The organism is Novosphingobium kaempferiae (assembly GCF_021227995.1).
GTDB classification, from domain to species: domain Bacteria; phylum Pseudomonadota; class Alphaproteobacteria; order Sphingomonadales; family Sphingomonadaceae; genus Novosphingobium; species Novosphingobium kaempferiae.
This window is the reverse complement of the sequence record NZ_CP089301.1, coordinates 3,492,280-3,508,212: the sequence shown is the minus strand read 5'-3', so window position 1 is coordinate 3,508,212 and position 15,933 is coordinate 3,492,280. Positions and strand designations below refer to the sequence as shown.

12 protein-coding genes are annotated in these 15,933 nt (G+C 68.1%); all 12 read right to left on the bottom strand.

The features are described from left to right. Positions 1-86: 86 nt before the first annotated feature. Positions 87-1,982 carry an XrtA/PEP-CTERM system amidotransferase gene (locus tag LO787_RS16005; protein ID WP_232491994.1) on the bottom strand — a complete coding sequence of 632 codons (1,896 nt, stop codon included), beginning with the start codon at positions 1,980-1,982 and terminating at the stop codon, positions 87-89. Between the two features lie 11 nt (positions 1,983-1,993). Next, positions 1,994-3,532, bottom strand: a complete 1,539-nt coding sequence (gene xrtA, locus LO787_RS16000; protein ID WP_232491993.1) for an exosortase A — start codon at positions 3,530-3,532, stop codon at positions 1,994-1,996. Between the two features lie 13 nt (positions 3,533-3,545). Continuing rightward, positions 3,546-4,769: a TIGR03087 family PEP-CTERM/XrtA system glycosyltransferase gene (locus LO787_RS15995; RefSeq protein ID WP_232491992.1), complete on the bottom strand. Its 1,224-nt coding sequence runs from the start codon at positions 4,767-4,769 to the stop codon at positions 3,546-3,548. After that, positions 4,769-5,845 carry a FemAB family XrtA/PEP-CTERM system-associated protein gene (locus LO787_RS15990; protein ID WP_232491991.1) on the bottom strand — a complete coding sequence of 359 codons (1,077 nt, stop codon included), beginning with the start codon at positions 5,843-5,845 and terminating at the stop codon, positions 4,769-4,771. The genes LO787_RS15995 and LO787_RS15990 overlap by 1 nt, the downstream gene beginning before the upstream one ends. Then, positions 5,842-6,714, bottom strand: coding sequence for an XrtA system polysaccharide deacetylase (locus tag LO787_RS15985; RefSeq protein WP_232491990.1), 873 nt, complete (start codon positions 6,712-6,714; stop codon positions 5,842-5,844). The genes LO787_RS15990 and LO787_RS15985 overlap by 4 nt, the downstream gene beginning before the upstream one ends. Before the next feature lie 13 nt (positions 6,715-6,727). Continuing rightward, complete coding sequence (locus tag LO787_RS15980) at positions 6,728-8,083, bottom strand: XrtA/PEP-CTERM system-associated ATPase (protein ID WP_232491989.1); 1,356 nt, start codon at positions 8,081-8,083, stop codon at positions 6,728-6,730. Between the two features lie 14 nt (positions 8,084-8,097). Then, positions 8,098-9,822 carry a preprotein translocase subunit YajC gene (locus LO787_RS15975; RefSeq protein WP_338045382.1) on the bottom strand — a complete coding sequence of 575 codons (1,725 nt, stop codon included), beginning with the start codon at positions 9,820-9,822 and terminating at the stop codon, positions 8,098-8,100. Further along, positions 9,822-10,811: a P-loop NTPase family protein gene (locus LO787_RS15970; RefSeq protein WP_232491988.1), complete on the bottom strand. Its 990-nt coding sequence runs from the start codon at positions 10,809-10,811 to the stop codon at positions 9,822-9,824. Before LO787_RS15970 ends, LO787_RS15975 begins: the two co-directional genes overlap by 1 nt. Positions 10,812-10,821: 10 nt before the next feature. After that, the gene (locus LO787_RS15965; RefSeq protein ID WP_232491987.1) at positions 10,822-12,345 is read right to left on the bottom strand and encodes an XrtA system polysaccharide chain length determinant; all 1,524 of its coding nucleotides are present in this window, start codon (positions 12,343-12,345) and stop codon (positions 10,822-10,824) included. Position 12,346: 1 nt separating this feature from the next. Next, on the bottom strand, positions 12,347-12,991 hold the full coding sequence (locus LO787_RS15960) for an XrtA/PEP-CTERM system exopolysaccharide export protein (RefSeq protein ID WP_232491986.1): 645 nt from the start codon (positions 12,989-12,991) through the stop codon (positions 12,347-12,349). 175 nt (positions 12,992-13,166) lie between these two features. Beyond that, positions 13,167-14,393 (bottom strand): pyridoxal-dependent decarboxylase, exosortase A system-associated, encoded by a 1,227-nt coding sequence (locus tag LO787_RS15955; RefSeq protein WP_232491985.1) that lies wholly within the window; start codon positions 14,391-14,393, stop codon positions 13,167-13,169. Further along, positions 14,390-15,925, bottom strand: coding sequence for an acyl-CoA ligase (AMP-forming), exosortase A system-associated (locus tag LO787_RS15950; protein ID WP_232491984.1), 1,536 nt, complete (start codon positions 15,923-15,925; stop codon positions 14,390-14,392). Before LO787_RS15950 ends, LO787_RS15955 begins: the two co-directional genes overlap by 4 nt. Between the last annotated feature and the right edge of the window lie 8 nt (positions 15,926-15,933).

Genomic DNA, 15,933 nt, shown 5'->3' with positions numbered 1-15,933 from the left:
AGCGAAGGTACTAAGAAACCGTGTAGTTAATGGCGCACAGCATCAGGAATACGAAAAAGGCGAAAAACCGCGCTTTCCGTCCTAATTTAACTGCCACCCATTGCGGTAAACGCCTTATCAAGCATGAGCATCTGCCACAGCAGCCGGGAATTATCCGATGTTCCCGATACATGCGCGTCAACCATGGCCAGCAGGCGGCGCTGGTCGAACCAGCCGGTCCGCGCGAGTGCCGTGCCGCTCGCGATCTCCCGCGCGGTTCCTGCCAGCGGGCCACGAAACCACTGCGCGATCGGGGTCACGAAGCCCTGCTTGGGGCGATAGAGCACATCGTCGGGCAGATAGCGGCGCATCGCCCGCTTCATCAGCCACTTGCCCTGCCCGCCCTGCACGCGCATCCGCTCGGGCAGGCTGGCGGCAAACTCGATCAGCCGGTGGTCGAGCAGCGGCTCGCGCGCTTCGAGGCTGACCGCCATGCTGGTGCGGTCCACTTTCGTCAGGATGTCGCCCGGCAGCCAGACCTTGAGGTCGGCATACTGCGCCCGGTCGAGGCCGGACCGGGCGGGCGCGCCGCGCATCAGCGCGAGCACCTGGTCTTCGGCGCGATAGTCGCCGCGCAATTTGCGGAAATCGTCGGAGTAGAGCTGGTCGCGCAGTTCGGGCGGCAGGAACGCCATCGACCGCGCATAGCCTTGCGCCGAATCTCCCGCCAAAGACAGCAGGGTCGACTTGGCGCGCAGGGGGCGCGGCGCCCAGTCGGCCTTGGGGTAGGCCCTGCCGAGCGCCCCGAACACCGGTCCGCGCAGGGATTGCGGCAGCAGCGCGCGGACCTTGTCCTCGCCGTATTGGAAGACATGGCGGCGATATCCGGCCAGCGCCTCGTCGGCACCGTCGCCGGACAGAGCCACCGTCACCGATTCGCGCGCGAGCTGGCACACCCGCCATGTCGGCAGGGCGGAAGCATCGGCGAAAGGCTCGTCGAACATGTCGGCAAGCTGGTCGATCGCGTCGAAATCGTCAGGCGAGACGATGCGCGAGGCATGGTTCGTGCCGAAGCGCTGCGCGACTTTCGTGGCGTAGGCGCTCTCGTCCAGCGCGGCGACGTCGAAGCCGATGGAACAGGTCTTCACCGGACTGTTGCTCGCCTCGGCCATGAAGGCGACGACGCTCGAACTGTCGACGCCGCCTGACAGGAACGCGCCCAGCGGCACGTCGGCGACCATGCGCGAGGATACCGCCTGCCGCATGAGGTGGAGCAGTTCCGCCTCCAGATCGGCGGGCTTGCCCTTGCGGCGTTCGGCGAAGCTGACATCCCACCACTGCGTCGGGCGCGGCATCGGCGCTCCGTGGCGTAACAGCAGCGAGTGCCCGGCGGGCAGCTTGCAGACGCCCTTCAGGATCGCCCGGTCGTCCGGGACATAGCCCCAGGTCAGGTAATCCTCGACCGCTAGCGGATCAATCTCACGGCGCAGCAGCGGATGGGCGGTCAGCGCCTTGAGTTCCGAGCCGAATGCAAGGCTGCCGTCGCTCAGCTGCGCATAATACAGCGGCTTCACGCCCAGACGGTCGCGGGCGAGGAACAGGGTGCGCGCGTCGAGATCGTAGATCGCGAAGGCGAACATCCCGAACAGGCGCGTGACGCAGCCCGGTCCCCACTGGCGCCACGCGGCAAGGATGACCTCGCTGTCGCCATCGGTGCGGAACTGCGCCCCCAGCGCCTTCAGTTCTTGCCGCAGTTCACGGTAGTTGTAGATCTCGCCATTGAAGACGAGCATCGCGCGGCCGTCGAGCGAGGCCATCGGCTGCGGCGATCCGGCGAGGTCGATGATCGAGAGGCGGCGGTGGCCCAGTGCCACGCCCGGCGCGGTCCAGACGCCCTGCCCGTCCGGCCCGCGATGCGCGATGGCGTCGCACATCGCCTCGACCCGCGCGCGATCGACCGGCTTGGGCGTCTCCAGATGATAGATACCGGCAATACCGCACATGGGGAGAGGCCCTACCTGACCTGCGCCACGCGGTCCATCCAGCCCGCGAGCGGACCGGCGGATGCGCGGAAGGCGTATATCGCGCTTTCGCCTGCGCCACGCGGGGAATCCTCGGCAGACAGGATGAGCATCGTCGTCGGCTCGGCACGGAACAGCAGGTGATCGGCGATCACCGCCAGCTTGAGTCGGGCATTGCTCCCGCTCAACAGCTCGCCCTGACGATACCAGGTGACGGCCGTCCGCTCGATCCGCCCGTTGCCGAGGAGCCGCTCGCCCTTGCCGCCCTCGATCGACGGGCCGGACGATTGCCACGCCCATGCGCTGTTGGGCACCAGCGCCCCCTGCCCGAAACCACCGGCTTCGCAACCCTCACCCTGGCTCGCGTAGAGCGCGATGAAGACGTCGACCTCATGCCCCTTGCCGTCACGATATCGACCGAGCAGGCGATGGTCCGCACCCTCGGCGCGCGGCTCCCACCAGATTGCGGGGGCATAATCGACACGCGTCCAGCCCTCTACGGCAGGCAGGTCGATGCGCGCGGGCATCGGTGCGGCGAGCGTGTCTGCGACCAGCGCCCAGCAGCGCGCCATGATGAGAACCAGCGCGAACCCGGCCAGCGCCGCACGCCCGGACAAGGCGCGCCCCTGCAGCCGCCCAAGCCACGCCATGCGCTCGATGGCGCCGATATCGACCGCGGGCGTGCCCAGCGGCCGGTCGAAGAAGCGCCAGGCTCCCGCGATCACCAGCGCCAGCACGATGGCGAAGAAGAACCAGCCGTAGATGATGTGGTCGATCCCGGCGGCCGCTTCGACGCCGAATATCTGCGCCGCGTAGATCGTCCCCCAAGCCCGCACGCCGTTTGCGACGATCGGCACGACGATGCAGGTCGCCAGCATCGCCACGCGCCGCCGCCAGCTCAGGAAGCAGACGTTCGCCGCGAGCACGCCGAACGCGATCATCGCGATCAGGAACTTCACGCCCGAGCAGGCCTCCGCCACCTCGAACAGACCGGCGGGCGTGTCGATGAACACGCCGTCGATCTTCGCGGGAATGCCGCTGAGGTGCGTGAGCGCGATGGTGATCTCGGCGGTGATCGTCTGCAGGACCTTGACCAGTTCCTCCCCGACGGGGACGAGGAAGACGAGATAGCCGAGCGGAAAGACCAACGCCGCGCTGACGCGCACGCCGAGCATCAGGGGCACGCAGGCCCCCAGCATGGCGACGACGCCCGCCTGCCGCGCAAGGTCCAGCCCCGACATCGCTCCCAGCAGCCAGAGGAAAGCCGCCGCACCGAGCAGGACCAGTCCCGGCCACCAGCCCATCGGCGACAGGGTCTTGAGCTGCGGCCACCGCTGCCACACCAGCCAGCCAAGAATCGCGGGGATCAGCAGGACGTGATTGTAAGTGGAGATGTCCCACCATTGCCGCGCCATGGCGGCCCAATCGCCGATGAAGCCGACGAGGATCACCAGCCACGCGATGCCGAGGCGGATGATGCCTGCCCGCCATTCGGTCGAAAGCGTGCTCCAGGCACGACGGGAACCGGTCATCGTCACGAGTGCCTCAGGCCGCATCCAGCGTTCTTTCCGCCTTGATGCCGAGATACTCCGGCAGGCGTGCCAGAGCCGCCTCCCAGCTTGCATTGGCGATAATCCAGTCGCGCGCGGCGCGGCCCATCATGCGCGCCGCTTCGGGCGCGCGCGCCAGATCGGCGACGGCCTGCGCCATCGCCGTGTCGCTGTCCCGCACGGCGAAATCGCGAGCGTCGAGTGCGTCGATACCCGTCGCCGCGCCGGGCGAAAGCACGACCGGCAGGGCCATCGCCATGGCTTCGAGCACCTTGTTCTGCACCCCCCGCGCGATTTCCAGCGGCACCAGCGCAACGTCGGCGGCGGCGAGCCACGGCCGGATGTCATCCACCCGGCCCCATACCTCGACGCCGTCCCGCCCGGACCGGGCAGTCAGCGCAGGAGGTGGATTGCGGCCGACGATGTGCAGGGTCGCATCCGGCAGAGATTCGCGCACCAGCGGCAGTATCCGGTCGATGGCACGGGTCGCAGCCTCGATGTTGGGCGCATAGTCCATCTGGCCGGTGAACACGATGCGAGGACCGCCATGCGCGGTCATGCGCGGCTCGGGCGTCACGATGGCGGGATCGAACACCGCCGCGTCGAGCCCGTTGCCCATCGGCCGGACGAGACCGTCATCGGTCAGGCGCGAGCGCAGGAGGTCGGCCTCGGCCGCGCTTACCAGCAGGCTGACGTCCGACTTCGCGGCGATGCGGGCCTCTTCCACACGCAGGAGACGGCCTTCACGCTTCTCCATCCATGAGCGGAACCCCCGCCCCTTGGCGGCATAGGCATCGAACTTCGCGGAATCGACATCCACCAGATCGGCGATAACCCGGCCCCGGAAGTCCTCGGGAATGTACTGCGCCATCTGGCCCGAGAAGACATAGATCGCGTCGATATCGCGGGTTTCCAGCACGTCGCGGACATAGCTTTCCAGCCGCTTGTCGTGGAACGCGGCGAGGCTCAACGCCCGGCCGGAGGCGAGCGCTTCCAGACCGGCGACCGGCAATGGCTTGCTGCGCTCGACCAGCCGGTAACTGGCAGCCGTGGCGGCAAGATCGGGCTCGCAGCGCTGGTCGTCGGCATCGTCGAAGAACGTCGCGACGTGGACCGGCGCAAGGCTGGCGAGAGCCTTGAGGATATGATGCGAACGGATCTTGTCACCGCGATCCGGGGGAAACGGGATGCGGTGCGACAGGAACAGGATCTCGCCCATCAGCCGATCCCGCGCGCGATCATGGGACCGAGGCGATTGGCGACGCCGAGCGGCAGGCGCTGCCACAGCCTGATCTGCATCGACAGCTTGCCGCTGGTCGGGTCGGCATCGCGCTTGGCGACACCGGGGGCGGTCCAGCTGGCATAAGTCAGCGGCTCCGGCTCGAAGCCCCAGTTGCGCTTGAAGTGATAGGCGCCGCTGTTGGTCTTGGAGCGGCCGAAGTCGAACGTCGTGCAACCACGCCGCCGGGCGTGGAGCATGAGTTCGTAGTACATTCGATCATTCGCCCGCAGCCGCCGCGCATCCCAGGTGCCGCCGCCCCAATAGGGCATGACCGCGCCCTGATGGTAGACGCTGATGACGCTCGCCACCGGCTTGTCCTCGTGCCGGACGGTAAGGATGTCGGCGTCGTCGCCGAACCCGTCCACCACCGCATCCAGCAGCGCGCGCGGGAACACCGGGGTGCCGAGATTGCGGTAGCTTTCGCAGAACACCGCGTAATGCGCGGCGCGGTCGCGTTCCGAGGTGCCGACTTCGATCGTCAGGTCGATGCTCAGCGAGCGGCGCACTTCGGCGCGCTGCTTGCGCGGGATGTCGAGCAGTTGCGCCTCGTCGTCGGCGGCGAGCGGACGGGCGAAGTTGGCGTGGGACTCGGTCTTGAGCGCCCAACCCTCGTTCGATTCCGGCAGCACGCCGCCGCGCAGTTCGATGGTCGGGCAGGTCAGGCGCAGCGCCAGTTCCTCCGCCGCCGCGAAGACGGCAGCGGTGTCGGCTCCGTCCGAGACGAGCAGGCCACCACCCACGGCGAACCCGGTCGATGCCAGCAGTCGCCCGAAGACCGGCGAGTGGATCGCGTCGAGCGGCAGGAAGGCGACGATCTCGCCCGCCTGCTCCTGCACCAGCGCCAGCGCGCGGTTGCCGGTCGCCTTCGCGACGGAGACGAACCACGCAGGCCGATGGAACGGCGTCCCCTGCGGATGGCGCACGACGTAGCCTTCCAGCCGCGCGATCTCGTCGGGGTCGTTCAGGTCGATGAGGCGCACCTCCGACGTCAGGGGCACGAAAGGCGCGTTCATGCCGCCAGCGCCAGCGGCTCTGCACGCAGGGCCTCGCGCGCGGCGAGTTCATCCATGCGGCCCCAGCGGAATTCGCCGACCAGCCGCTCCAGCTTGTCGGCCATGACCGACAGGTTGGTGTAGTGGCGCAGGCGCGAACGCAACGGTGCGCCCTCTACACGGGGCTGGCCGGGGTCGATCTCCCACGGGTGGAAGTAGAACACCGCCGGGCGCTCGTCCTCGCGGTTGACCTGCCGGATCGCCCAGCGGGAGAAGCCGTAAGGCAGCACGCGGAAGAACCCGCCGCCGCCCGCCGCCAGACGACGCCCGGCGAAGCGCGCCGTCGTCACCGGAATTTCGATCAGTTCGGCATCGGCGATGGGGCGGAACGCAAAGCGCGGAGCCTCGCGCCAGCCGTAATGATCATGCGCGATAGGCGCGACGCTGGAACTGTAGGCATAGCCCTGCTCTGCCAGCACCTCGAAGGCCCAGGGCGTGCGCGCATCGATGGAAAAGCTGGGGGCGCGGTAGCCCTTCACCGCCTGGCCTGACGCATCCTCGATCACCTTGCGAGCGCGCTCGATGTCGGCGGCGAAAGCCTCCCGGCCAAGCCGGAACACGCGCTCGTGATCCCAGCCGTGGCTGGCGACTTCGTGGCCTTCATCGGCGATGCGGCGCATCAGCGCGGGCTCGCGCTCCGCCACCCAGCCGAGGGTGAAGAACGTGCCCTTCACCCCCGCGTCTGCGAACAGGCGAAGGATCTCGTCGCAGTTGCGTTCGACCCGTGTCGCCAGCGAGGTCCAGTTGCCCCGGTCGATCACCTTCTCGAAGGCGCCGACCTGGAACCAGTCCTCGACATCGACGGATAGGCCGTTGATCGGCACTGACATCGGGGCGGCTCCCTCAGGCGACGTTACGCTGGCCGTCGCCGCTCTCGATCCACTCGATCAGCATGGTCAAGGTGTGCCTCAGTGTACGCTCGGTGTCGCTCAGTCGCGCATCGAGACGCTCTGCACGGGCCGTCGCCTCGGCAAGCTGGCCTTCCAGCGCGGCGATGCGATCGCCCTGCAATTCGACCGTAGCACCCTGAACGGCGGTCGCTTCCCGCTCTTCCGCAGCGGCGGCGAGCTCCACGACGGCGGACTGCAATTCACCGATCAGCACGTCGCGATCCGCAAGCGCCGCATCGATGAGCGTCTGCGCGGCAGCGCCGTCAAGCCCGTCACGGTTGGCGAGCGCGGTCTCGATCAGCGCGATGGCTCCCGCCGTGTCGAGCGTCTCGCGATCCGCAAGTGCCTGTTCGATCAGCGAAATCGCAGTGGCCGTGTCGATTGCATCGACCGGCGCCGCGAACGTCTGGACCGGCGCGAAACCGCCGGCCGACGCGAACGGGCCAGCCTCTGCCGGAGCCGCAGGCTCCTCGACCGGCGTGACCACGGCAAGCGCGCCATCGTCGTTCATCTCGTCGAGCACCTGCGTGAGCATGGCAAGGTCGAGATGCTCGCGGCGGTCCACCGCGCCCAGCAGCAGCAGGCGGTTGACGATCTGGTTGATACGGCGCGGAATACCGCCGGTCGCCTCGTGAATTGCCGGGAATACCTCGGCATCGAAGCCCGGATTGCCCTTCCAGCCGACGCAGCCGAGGCGATGCTCGACGTAGGCCTGCACCTCGCGGACGTGCATCGGGCCGAGGTGATGCGTCGCGATCACGCGCTGGCGCAGCTGCTCAAGCTGGTTGCTCTGCAGCAGCGTCTCGCGAAATTCCGGCTGGCCCAGCAGCAGGGTCTGGAGCAGCGGGTGCGAACCGAGCTGGAAGTTGGAGAGCATGCGCAGCTCCTCCAGCGCGCTCACCGAAAGGTTCTGCGCCTCGTCCACGATCAGCAGGCAGCGGCGGCCCGCGCGCGCTTCCTCGTGGAAGAACGCCTCAAGCGTACCGAGCGCGGACGCCTTGTCATGCCCCTGCACCGGCAGGCCGAACGACTGCGCGACGACGTGGACGATCTCCTCGCCGTCGAGCGCGCTGGTCACGACGTTGGCGGCGGTCATGCGCGCCGGGTCGATGGTCGCCATCAGGTAGGCGACGAGCGTGGACTTGCCCGCGCCGACTTCGCCGGTGATGACCACGAAGCCCTCACCCTGCGCGAGCCCGTAGCCAAGGTAGGACAGCGCCTTACGGTGCGTGCTGCTCTCGAAATAGAACGCCGGATCGGGGGTGAGCTGGAAAGGCCTCGCGTCGAGCCCGTAGAAGTCGTCGAACATGGCGGTTTTCCTTATCAGAACGAGTAGCGCAGACCCGCGAGCGCCGAGGCGGTCCACAAGTCGTCGATGGAAGGCGTGTCGTACTTCTGGCCGTTGATCGCGACGGCGACGGTACCACGCAGGCGCGGTGCGAACATCTTGTACAGGCTGGCGGTCGCGCCGTATCCGGCGACGTCGTCGGTCAGCGGATCGTTGCTGCTGATCCAGTTGGCGTAGACGTTGGCGGACCAGCCCGCATCGCGGCCGATATCGCCGCCGACGTAGGCAGCCAGCCACCAGTTCTCGTCGATCACGCCGTTCGCCGCAGCAAGGATGGTATTGCGCGCGGCGATGTACTTGCGGCGGTCGTAGCCCGCGCCGATCCCCGCGCTCAGGCGGCCGATCTGCATGGTGTAGTTCGCTGCAATGCCACGCGCGCGGAAGGTCGAGGAACGGACCGATCCCAGCACGCCGGACAAGCAGTTGCCGCTCTCCAGCGAGGATACGCAGCCGCGCAGTTCGCCGGTGATCGGATCGCGCACGACCTCGAAGTCGTCGGGCAACTGGTCGAGCGCGCGGTTGAGCTGGCCGCCGAAGCCGGAGACGTTGTCATAGACCGAGACGCTGAACTGGCTGCGGTCGTTGGGCGCATAGGCCAGCGTGCCGCCATAGCTGGTCGAGCCATAGCGGCGACCGACATGAGCGGACAGCGAGGTGCGGCGGCTGGGCCGCCACATCACCGCCACGTCCCACAAGAGGCCGCTGACGTCGTAGGCCAGTTCGCGCGGGGCGGACTTGTCGGTGACGTAGCGCCCGTCCCGGCCGATCACCGGCAGGCCATTGGCGTCGCGCACCGCGTCGCGGCTGGAAATCTCGACATCCTCGTAACCGATCGCGCCGACCACCTGCACGGTGCGGCTGACCGGCACCGTGACCATGGCGCGCGCCTGCATGTCGCGGGCGCGCTGGTCGAGGTTGGAGATGTCCTCCTGGTAGAAGCTGCCACCGACGCCCACGCCGACCGGCAGGACAGTACCCGGCGCGAAACCGGCTTGGATATCGGCCATGTGGACGGTGCTTTCGTCGAACACGTCCGCAGCGGCGCCGGTCTGGGCATCGCGGGCAGAGTTCGACTGGTCGACCTTGGTGTAGCCGAAGCGATAATTGCCCGCGATGGCGAGGTCGCCCGCGCGCGTCGCGACCGAGGGACCGGCGTAGGCGGAATAGACCGTCGTCTTGCCGTTGCCCGACAGCGTACCCGCCGCCAGCGCGGCGCCGCCATTCTCGACATTGACTTGCGAGGCGAGCGCGCCCGCTTCGACCGTCACGCCGGGGACCACGGTCGCGTAGCCGCGAACGAGGCCGCTGATCGCGTCGCCATCGCCCGCTCGCTTGCCCCAGCCGAACTGGCGCTGGTAGCGCACCGAGGCGGACGCACCGTTGTTGCGGCCCTGGATCGACGCGTCGATACCGGCGGCGACCTGCGTGTAGGTCAGCACCTCGTCACCGGGCGAAAGCTCAGCCGTGACGATCTGGTCAACCTCAATGTAGGGCTGGATGTCGATGCGTTTGGCGCCCTGCCCGCGGCTTCCCCGACGGGATGCGCGGTCAGACCTGTCGCCGGAGCCCTCGGAAGCACTGTCGCGGCCACCGCCGCCGGAACCGACGCCCTCGTAGCCGATCGACTGCGCTTGCACGGTCGCAGGCAGCGTGAGCGCCGCAACCGTGGCCAGCATCGCGATGCGGGTCATCGCCATCATCAACCCTTGTATCCGTAGTAGGAGCCGAAGCGTCGGCCGCTGGGGCTGAACTGCGCGGCGTTGAGAAGAAGCTGCACGTTCGGGCAGGCATTGAGCAGCGAGATCGCGTCGTCGAGCGCGCCGCGCCCGGTCTTGTCCGCGCGCACGATGACCACCGTCTGCCCGACGTACTTGGCCAGCTCCGCAGCGGGAGACGCGGCGAGCGCCGGGGGAGAATCGAAAATCACCATGCGGTTCGGCGCACCCTGCGTCAGCTGGTCAAGGACATGGGCGGTGCGCGAGCTGGACAGGTATTCGCTGTCGTGGCTGGTCGTGTCGCCCGCAGGCAGCACCCAGAGCCCCGGGATGTCGGTGCCCAGCACGCAGTCGGCGACGTCGATGGTGTCATCCATCAGCGCATCCATCAGGCCGGGACCGCCCGGCAGGCCGAGCGCCGAAAGAATCGAGGGCTTGGCGAAGTCGGCATCGACGAGGAGCACCTCGCTCTCCTTCTCCGCCGCGATCGACAGAGCGAGGTTGAGCGCGCAGTAGGTCTTGCCCTCGCCCGGATGGGGGGAGGAGATCAGCACGCGCTGCGCCATCGGCCCGGCCTTCTGGCGGCGCAGGTCGGCGGCCTGGACGAGAAGCTGGCGCTTGACGATGCGGAACTCTTCGAGGAGCGCGGTGACGGCGCCTTCGGGCACGATCAGGCCCTGTTCGCGCAGATGCTCGCGGTCCACCGGGCGCTTTTCGCCGTGGAAGCGGGCCGCTTCCGGCTCGACCACGGGAGCCGGAGCCGGAGCAGCCTCTGCCACCGGCGGCACGACCGGCGCGGGAGCCACTGCCTCGAAGGGCGCGGCGGGCGCTCGGCGTGCCGGACGCTCCGGGAACGCCGTCGGCTTGGCGATCAGGCTGTTGAAGTCGAAGCGGCCGTTGGCGCGCTCGAACAGCGATTCGCCTGCGGGTTCGTCGGGCTGCTGCGGCACGGGGATCTTGCGATGATCGGTCATGTCTTCCCCCTCACGCCACCATGCCGCGCTGGATGAACTCGGCGGCGAGCAGCACCACGAACAGCCCGCAGAGCGCGGCGGTCCCGGCGTAGAAATACTTCAGGCGCTTGGCCCGCAGCGCCCGTGCGCCATCGGTCAGGCTGTGCGAGATCGCGCCGAGCACCGGCAGGCCCGTGACGCTCTCCAGCTTGGCCGTAGTTGCGAACACGGAGCGCACGCGGCTGAGTGCGAAGGCACCGGCGCAACCGCCCGCAAAGCCCACGATCAGCACGCCCAGCAGCAGCACCGGACGGTTCGGCGCGACGGGAGCGCGCGGGCTCGTCGGCGGATCGACCACCTCGAACTTCACGGCCTCGCGCTCGGTCCGCACTTCGCCGCGCAGACGCAGTTCCTCGCGGTCCTGCAGGAGCTTGTCATACTGCTGGCGCAGCACGTCGTAGTCGCGGTTTATGCGCTGGGCTTCGGTCGCGAGTTCGGGATCCTGGATCGCCGAGGCGGTTAGCTGGGCGATGTCCGACTGCGTCGCCGCCTTGCGCGACTGCAGCGCCTGCACGCTCGCCTGACGCTCCGCGCGGATCGACTGGAGCGACGAATAGGCCGGGTTGATCGTGCCGCCGCCGGTCGCCGCTTCCTGCGAGGCAGGACCGCGCAGCGCCGCGATCTGGTTCTTGGCCGCGATCACGTCGGGGTGGTTCTCGGTCAGGCCGCGTGCCCGCATCGAGGCAAGGTCGGCCTGCGCGCGCGCCAGCGAGGACTGCGCGCCGCCGTCCGCAGCACCGCCCGCGATCGTGCGCGGAGTGCCGGCAAGCTGGCCGTCGATGGCCGCCAGCGCGCTCTGCGCCGCCGAAAGGTCGGCGTCGATATCGCGCGAGGTCGAGCGCGCGCTTTCCAGACGCTGCGCCACGGCAGCGCCGCCGAGCGCCATCTCCGGATGCTGCGCCTCGAAGGCGGTGCGCTTGGTCTCGGCCGATTCCAGCTCGCGCTCGCGCGCCTTGAGCTGCTGGTTCACGAATTCCAGCGTCTCGACCATGTCGCCGCGATTGCCGGAAAGGTTCTCCTCGCGGAAGATGTCGATCAGCTTCTGCGCGACGCTCTGGGCCAGCTTGGCGTTCTCGGCGTCGGAGAAGGAACTGTCGTTGGCGGTCGCGGTGATCTCGAAGAGGTTGTCCTCCTGGCTCACGACCTTAACGTTCTTGCCCAGCTTGAGAACCGCGGCCTCCATCGCCTTGGGGCTCTCGATGGTGTCGCCGAGGCGGGTCGAGCGGACGACCTTCTCCAGATTGACCGCGCTGGTCAGGGTCTGGCGGATGCGCTCAATGTCGCGCTTCTTGTCGGCAACGCCGATGCCCACCTGCTCGGCCAGCGCGTCGTCGAGCTGGATGAAGATGCGCGCACGCGACTCGTAGCTGTTGGGGATCAGCGCCACCACCAGCCAACCGGCAAGGCAGATCGCCCAGGCGGCGGCCAGCGCGATCCAGCGGCGGTGCCAGATGCTGTGCAGCCCGGCGAGCAGTTCTTCGTAGAGCGAATCCATCTTAGAACATGCTCTCCGGAATGATGATGACGTCGCCAGGCGCGAGCATCACGTTGGCCTTGCTGTCACCCTTCTTGAGCAGATCGCCGAGGCGCAGCTTGTATTCCTGCTGCTTGCCCGCCGCCTTGTCGAAGCGGATCAGGCGCGCGCTGTTGCCCGAGGCATATTCGGACAGGCCGCCGACCGCGATCATCGCGTCGAGCACGGTCATGTTCGCGCGATAGGGGATCGAGGCGGGCTTCTCGGTCGCACCAACGACACGGATCTGCTGGCTGAACGTGCCGGAGAACCCGTCGACGATCACCGAGACCAGCGGGTCTTCGATGTACTGCGAAAGCTGGAGGCGGATGTCCTCCGCTAGCATCGAGGGCGTCTTGCCGACGGCGGGCATGTCGGTGATGAGCGGGGTGGTGATGCGCCCGTCGGGGCGGACCTGCACCTTCGCGCCCAGTTCCGGGTTGCGCCAGACGAAGACGGTCAGCTGATCGAGCGGGCCGATCACGTATTCCTCGCCCGGGCCTTCCTGCATCGCCACGAAGGATGCGGGCGGCAGTTCCTTGGCGGGGCGGGACGAGCCTCCGCATCCGGTCACGACGAGGCTGGCGAGCGTCGCTGCGGCCAGAAGTCGGGCTGGAGTGTGCGGCATGAAAACGTCCTCGTCCTTGCGCCCTCCCGGCTCCCGCGCGGACGACGCGCAGGATCGGGGTGGGAAAATTCAGCCCCCGTATCAGTGCAAACGGTGAATATTGCGTTAGCCTTGCAAGGCTAATTCCACGCCGGTCCCAATTCGGGACGCAGGCGTGGAGGGTGTTAACGCACGGTCAGACCAGCATTTCCATGGCCGGCCCCTGCCCGAGGAAATGGGCCGGGCTGGCGCTGGCGCCATAGGCCCCGGCGCAGAACACCACGATCAGGTCGCCGACATCAGCACGCGGGAAACCGCCCTTGTCGGCCAGCTTGTCGAGCGGGGTGCAGAGGCACCCGACGATCGAGGCTTCTTCCTCGACCTCGGCACCGAAGCGGGTGGCGATGGCCGATGGATAGTTGCGGCGCACGACCGTGCCGAAGTTGCCCGAGGCCGCAAGCTGGTGATGCAGTCCGCCGTCGGTGACAAGGAAGACCTCGCCGTGGCTGATCTTGCGATCGACGATGCGCGCCAGATAAATCCCTGCTTCGCCAACGAGATAGCGGCCAAGCTCGATGCAGAATTCGGTATCACGAAGCCCATCGGGCAATGCGTCCATCTGCGTCGCCAGCCGCTCGCCGACGAGCGCGAGGTCGAGCGGCGTGTCGCCGGGGAAGTAGGGAATACCGAGCCCGCCACCGAGATTGCAGTGCGGCAGCGGCACGCCGCTGTCCTCTGCCAGCCGCGCGGCCAGCGCCAGCGCCTGCCCCTGCGTCTCCGCGATGGCCTCGGCATCGAGCGCCTGGCTGCCCGCGAAGATATGGAAGCCGCGCCACTCGGCCCCGCTGGCGACGACGTGCCGCACCAGCGCGGGCACGCGCTCGGCATCGACACCGAAGGGCTTGGCCCCTCCGCCCATCTTCATGCCCGAGCCCTTGAGGTCGAAATCGGGGTTAACCCGGATCGCGAGGCGCGGCGTGATGCCCAACTGCTCGCCGATGGCGATGGCGCGCGCGGCCTCCCCTTCCGATTCGAGGTTAAGCGTAACCCCGCTGCGGATCGCCGCTTCCAGTTCGGCATCGCGCTTGCCAGGCCCTGCGAAACTGATCTTGCCGAGCGGCAGGCCCGCGCCGCGCACGATCTCCAGTTCGCCGCCCGATGCGATGTCGAACCCGTCGACCAGCCCGACCATGAGTTCAAGCAGCGGCGGGAACGGGTTGGCCTTCACCGCATAATGCAGCGCCACCCGCTTAGGCAGCGCGGCGCGCAGCTGCGCGACGCGACTGCGCACGAGGTCGGCGCTGTAGAGGAACAACGGCGTCGCCCCCGCCTGCTCGACCCAATGCGTCACCGGGCGGCCCGCCACCGCCAGCACGCCGTCGACGGCATCGTAGCCCGCCGGGATCGGACCCAGCGGCTTCATGCCGAAGCTCCGGCGACGATCTCGGCCGCAAGGCCCGTCCGGTCGAGCTTGCCGTTGGGACCGACGGGCATGGCCTCGCGCCAGTGAATGACCTTGGGTTGCATGAAATTCGGCAAGTCCTGCATGAGCCTGCGCGGCAGTTCCGCCGCCGCGTCCTCGATTCCGGGAGCGGCGCGGACGACGAGGTGGACCGCCTGCCCCAGCCGCTCGTCCGGCACGCCCAGCGCCACCGCTTCGGCGACGAGGCCGGTTGCGAGCGCGACTTCCTCGACCTCCTGCGGCGATATGCGGTTGCCCGCGCTCTTTATCATCGCGTCGCGGCGCCCAACGAAATAGAGCAGGCCGTCCGCATCGCGCTTGGCCCGGTCGCCCGACCACACCGCGATTCCACCATAGCGCGAGGCCGCAGGCGCGGGCTTGTAGCGCTCGGCCGTGCGCTCCGCATCGCGCCAGTACCCCTGCGCCACCAACGGGCCGCAGTGGACGAGTTCGCCTTCTTCTCCATCCTGAGCCACTTCGCCCAGGTCATTGATGATGAGGATTTCCGCATGGGGAATCTCGCGCCCCATAGAGGTCGGGTGCGTATCGACCAGCGACGGGTCCAGATAAGTCGAGCGGAACGCCTCGGTCAGTCCATACATCGGGAACAGCCGGGCCTGCGAGAACAGCGCGCGCAGTTTCCGGACGAGATCCACGGTCAGCGCGCCGCCGCTGTTGGTCAGCCGCCGCAGCCGCGCCGCGGTCTCGACAGGCCAGTCCATCTCGGTGACCTGCACCCACAGTGGCGGCACCGCCGCCAGCGTGGTGATCGCATGACGCTCCACCGCCTTCACCAGATCGCGCGGCATCAGGTAATCGAGCGGCACCACGCACCCACCCGCGAACCAGGTGGAGAACAACTGGTTCTGGCCATAGTCGAACGAGAGCGGCAGCACCGCCAGCGTGCGGTCGTCCGCAGCCAGCCCGAGATAGTCGGCGACGCTCTCCGCCCCCAGCCACATGTTCGCATGGCTGAGCATGACGCCCTTGGGACGACCGGTCGAACCGCTGGTGTAGAGGATCGCGGCGAGGTCGTCCGGATCGGCTTCCGACGGGCCCATCGTGCCGTCGAACTCGATGGCCGCCGCAAGCGCCGCGTCTTCCGTCATCAGGCGGCACTCGGAGGGCGTATCGGCCGCCTCAAGGCTCTTCAGGCGCGCCTCGGTGCCGATCAGTACCACCGCGCCGCTGTCTGCCAGAATGTGCGCAACCTGCCCGTGTTTCAGCAGCGGATTGACCGGAACATGCACCAGTCCGGCCCGCGCAGCCGCCAATGGCATCAGGCAGGTCAGCTCACCCTTGGCCGCCCAGGTGGCCACGCGAGCGCCCTTGTCCGGCACTTCCGCGGCAAGCCAGGCCGCCAGCCGAGAGACACGCTCTCTTAAGTCATTCCAGCTAAGGACACCGCTACGCAGCGTCAGCGCTGCATCAGCGTCGTCTCCGCGCAGCGCGAGATGGTCGAGCGGCAGGATCGGCAAATCTGGGCCGGACATATCTGAGG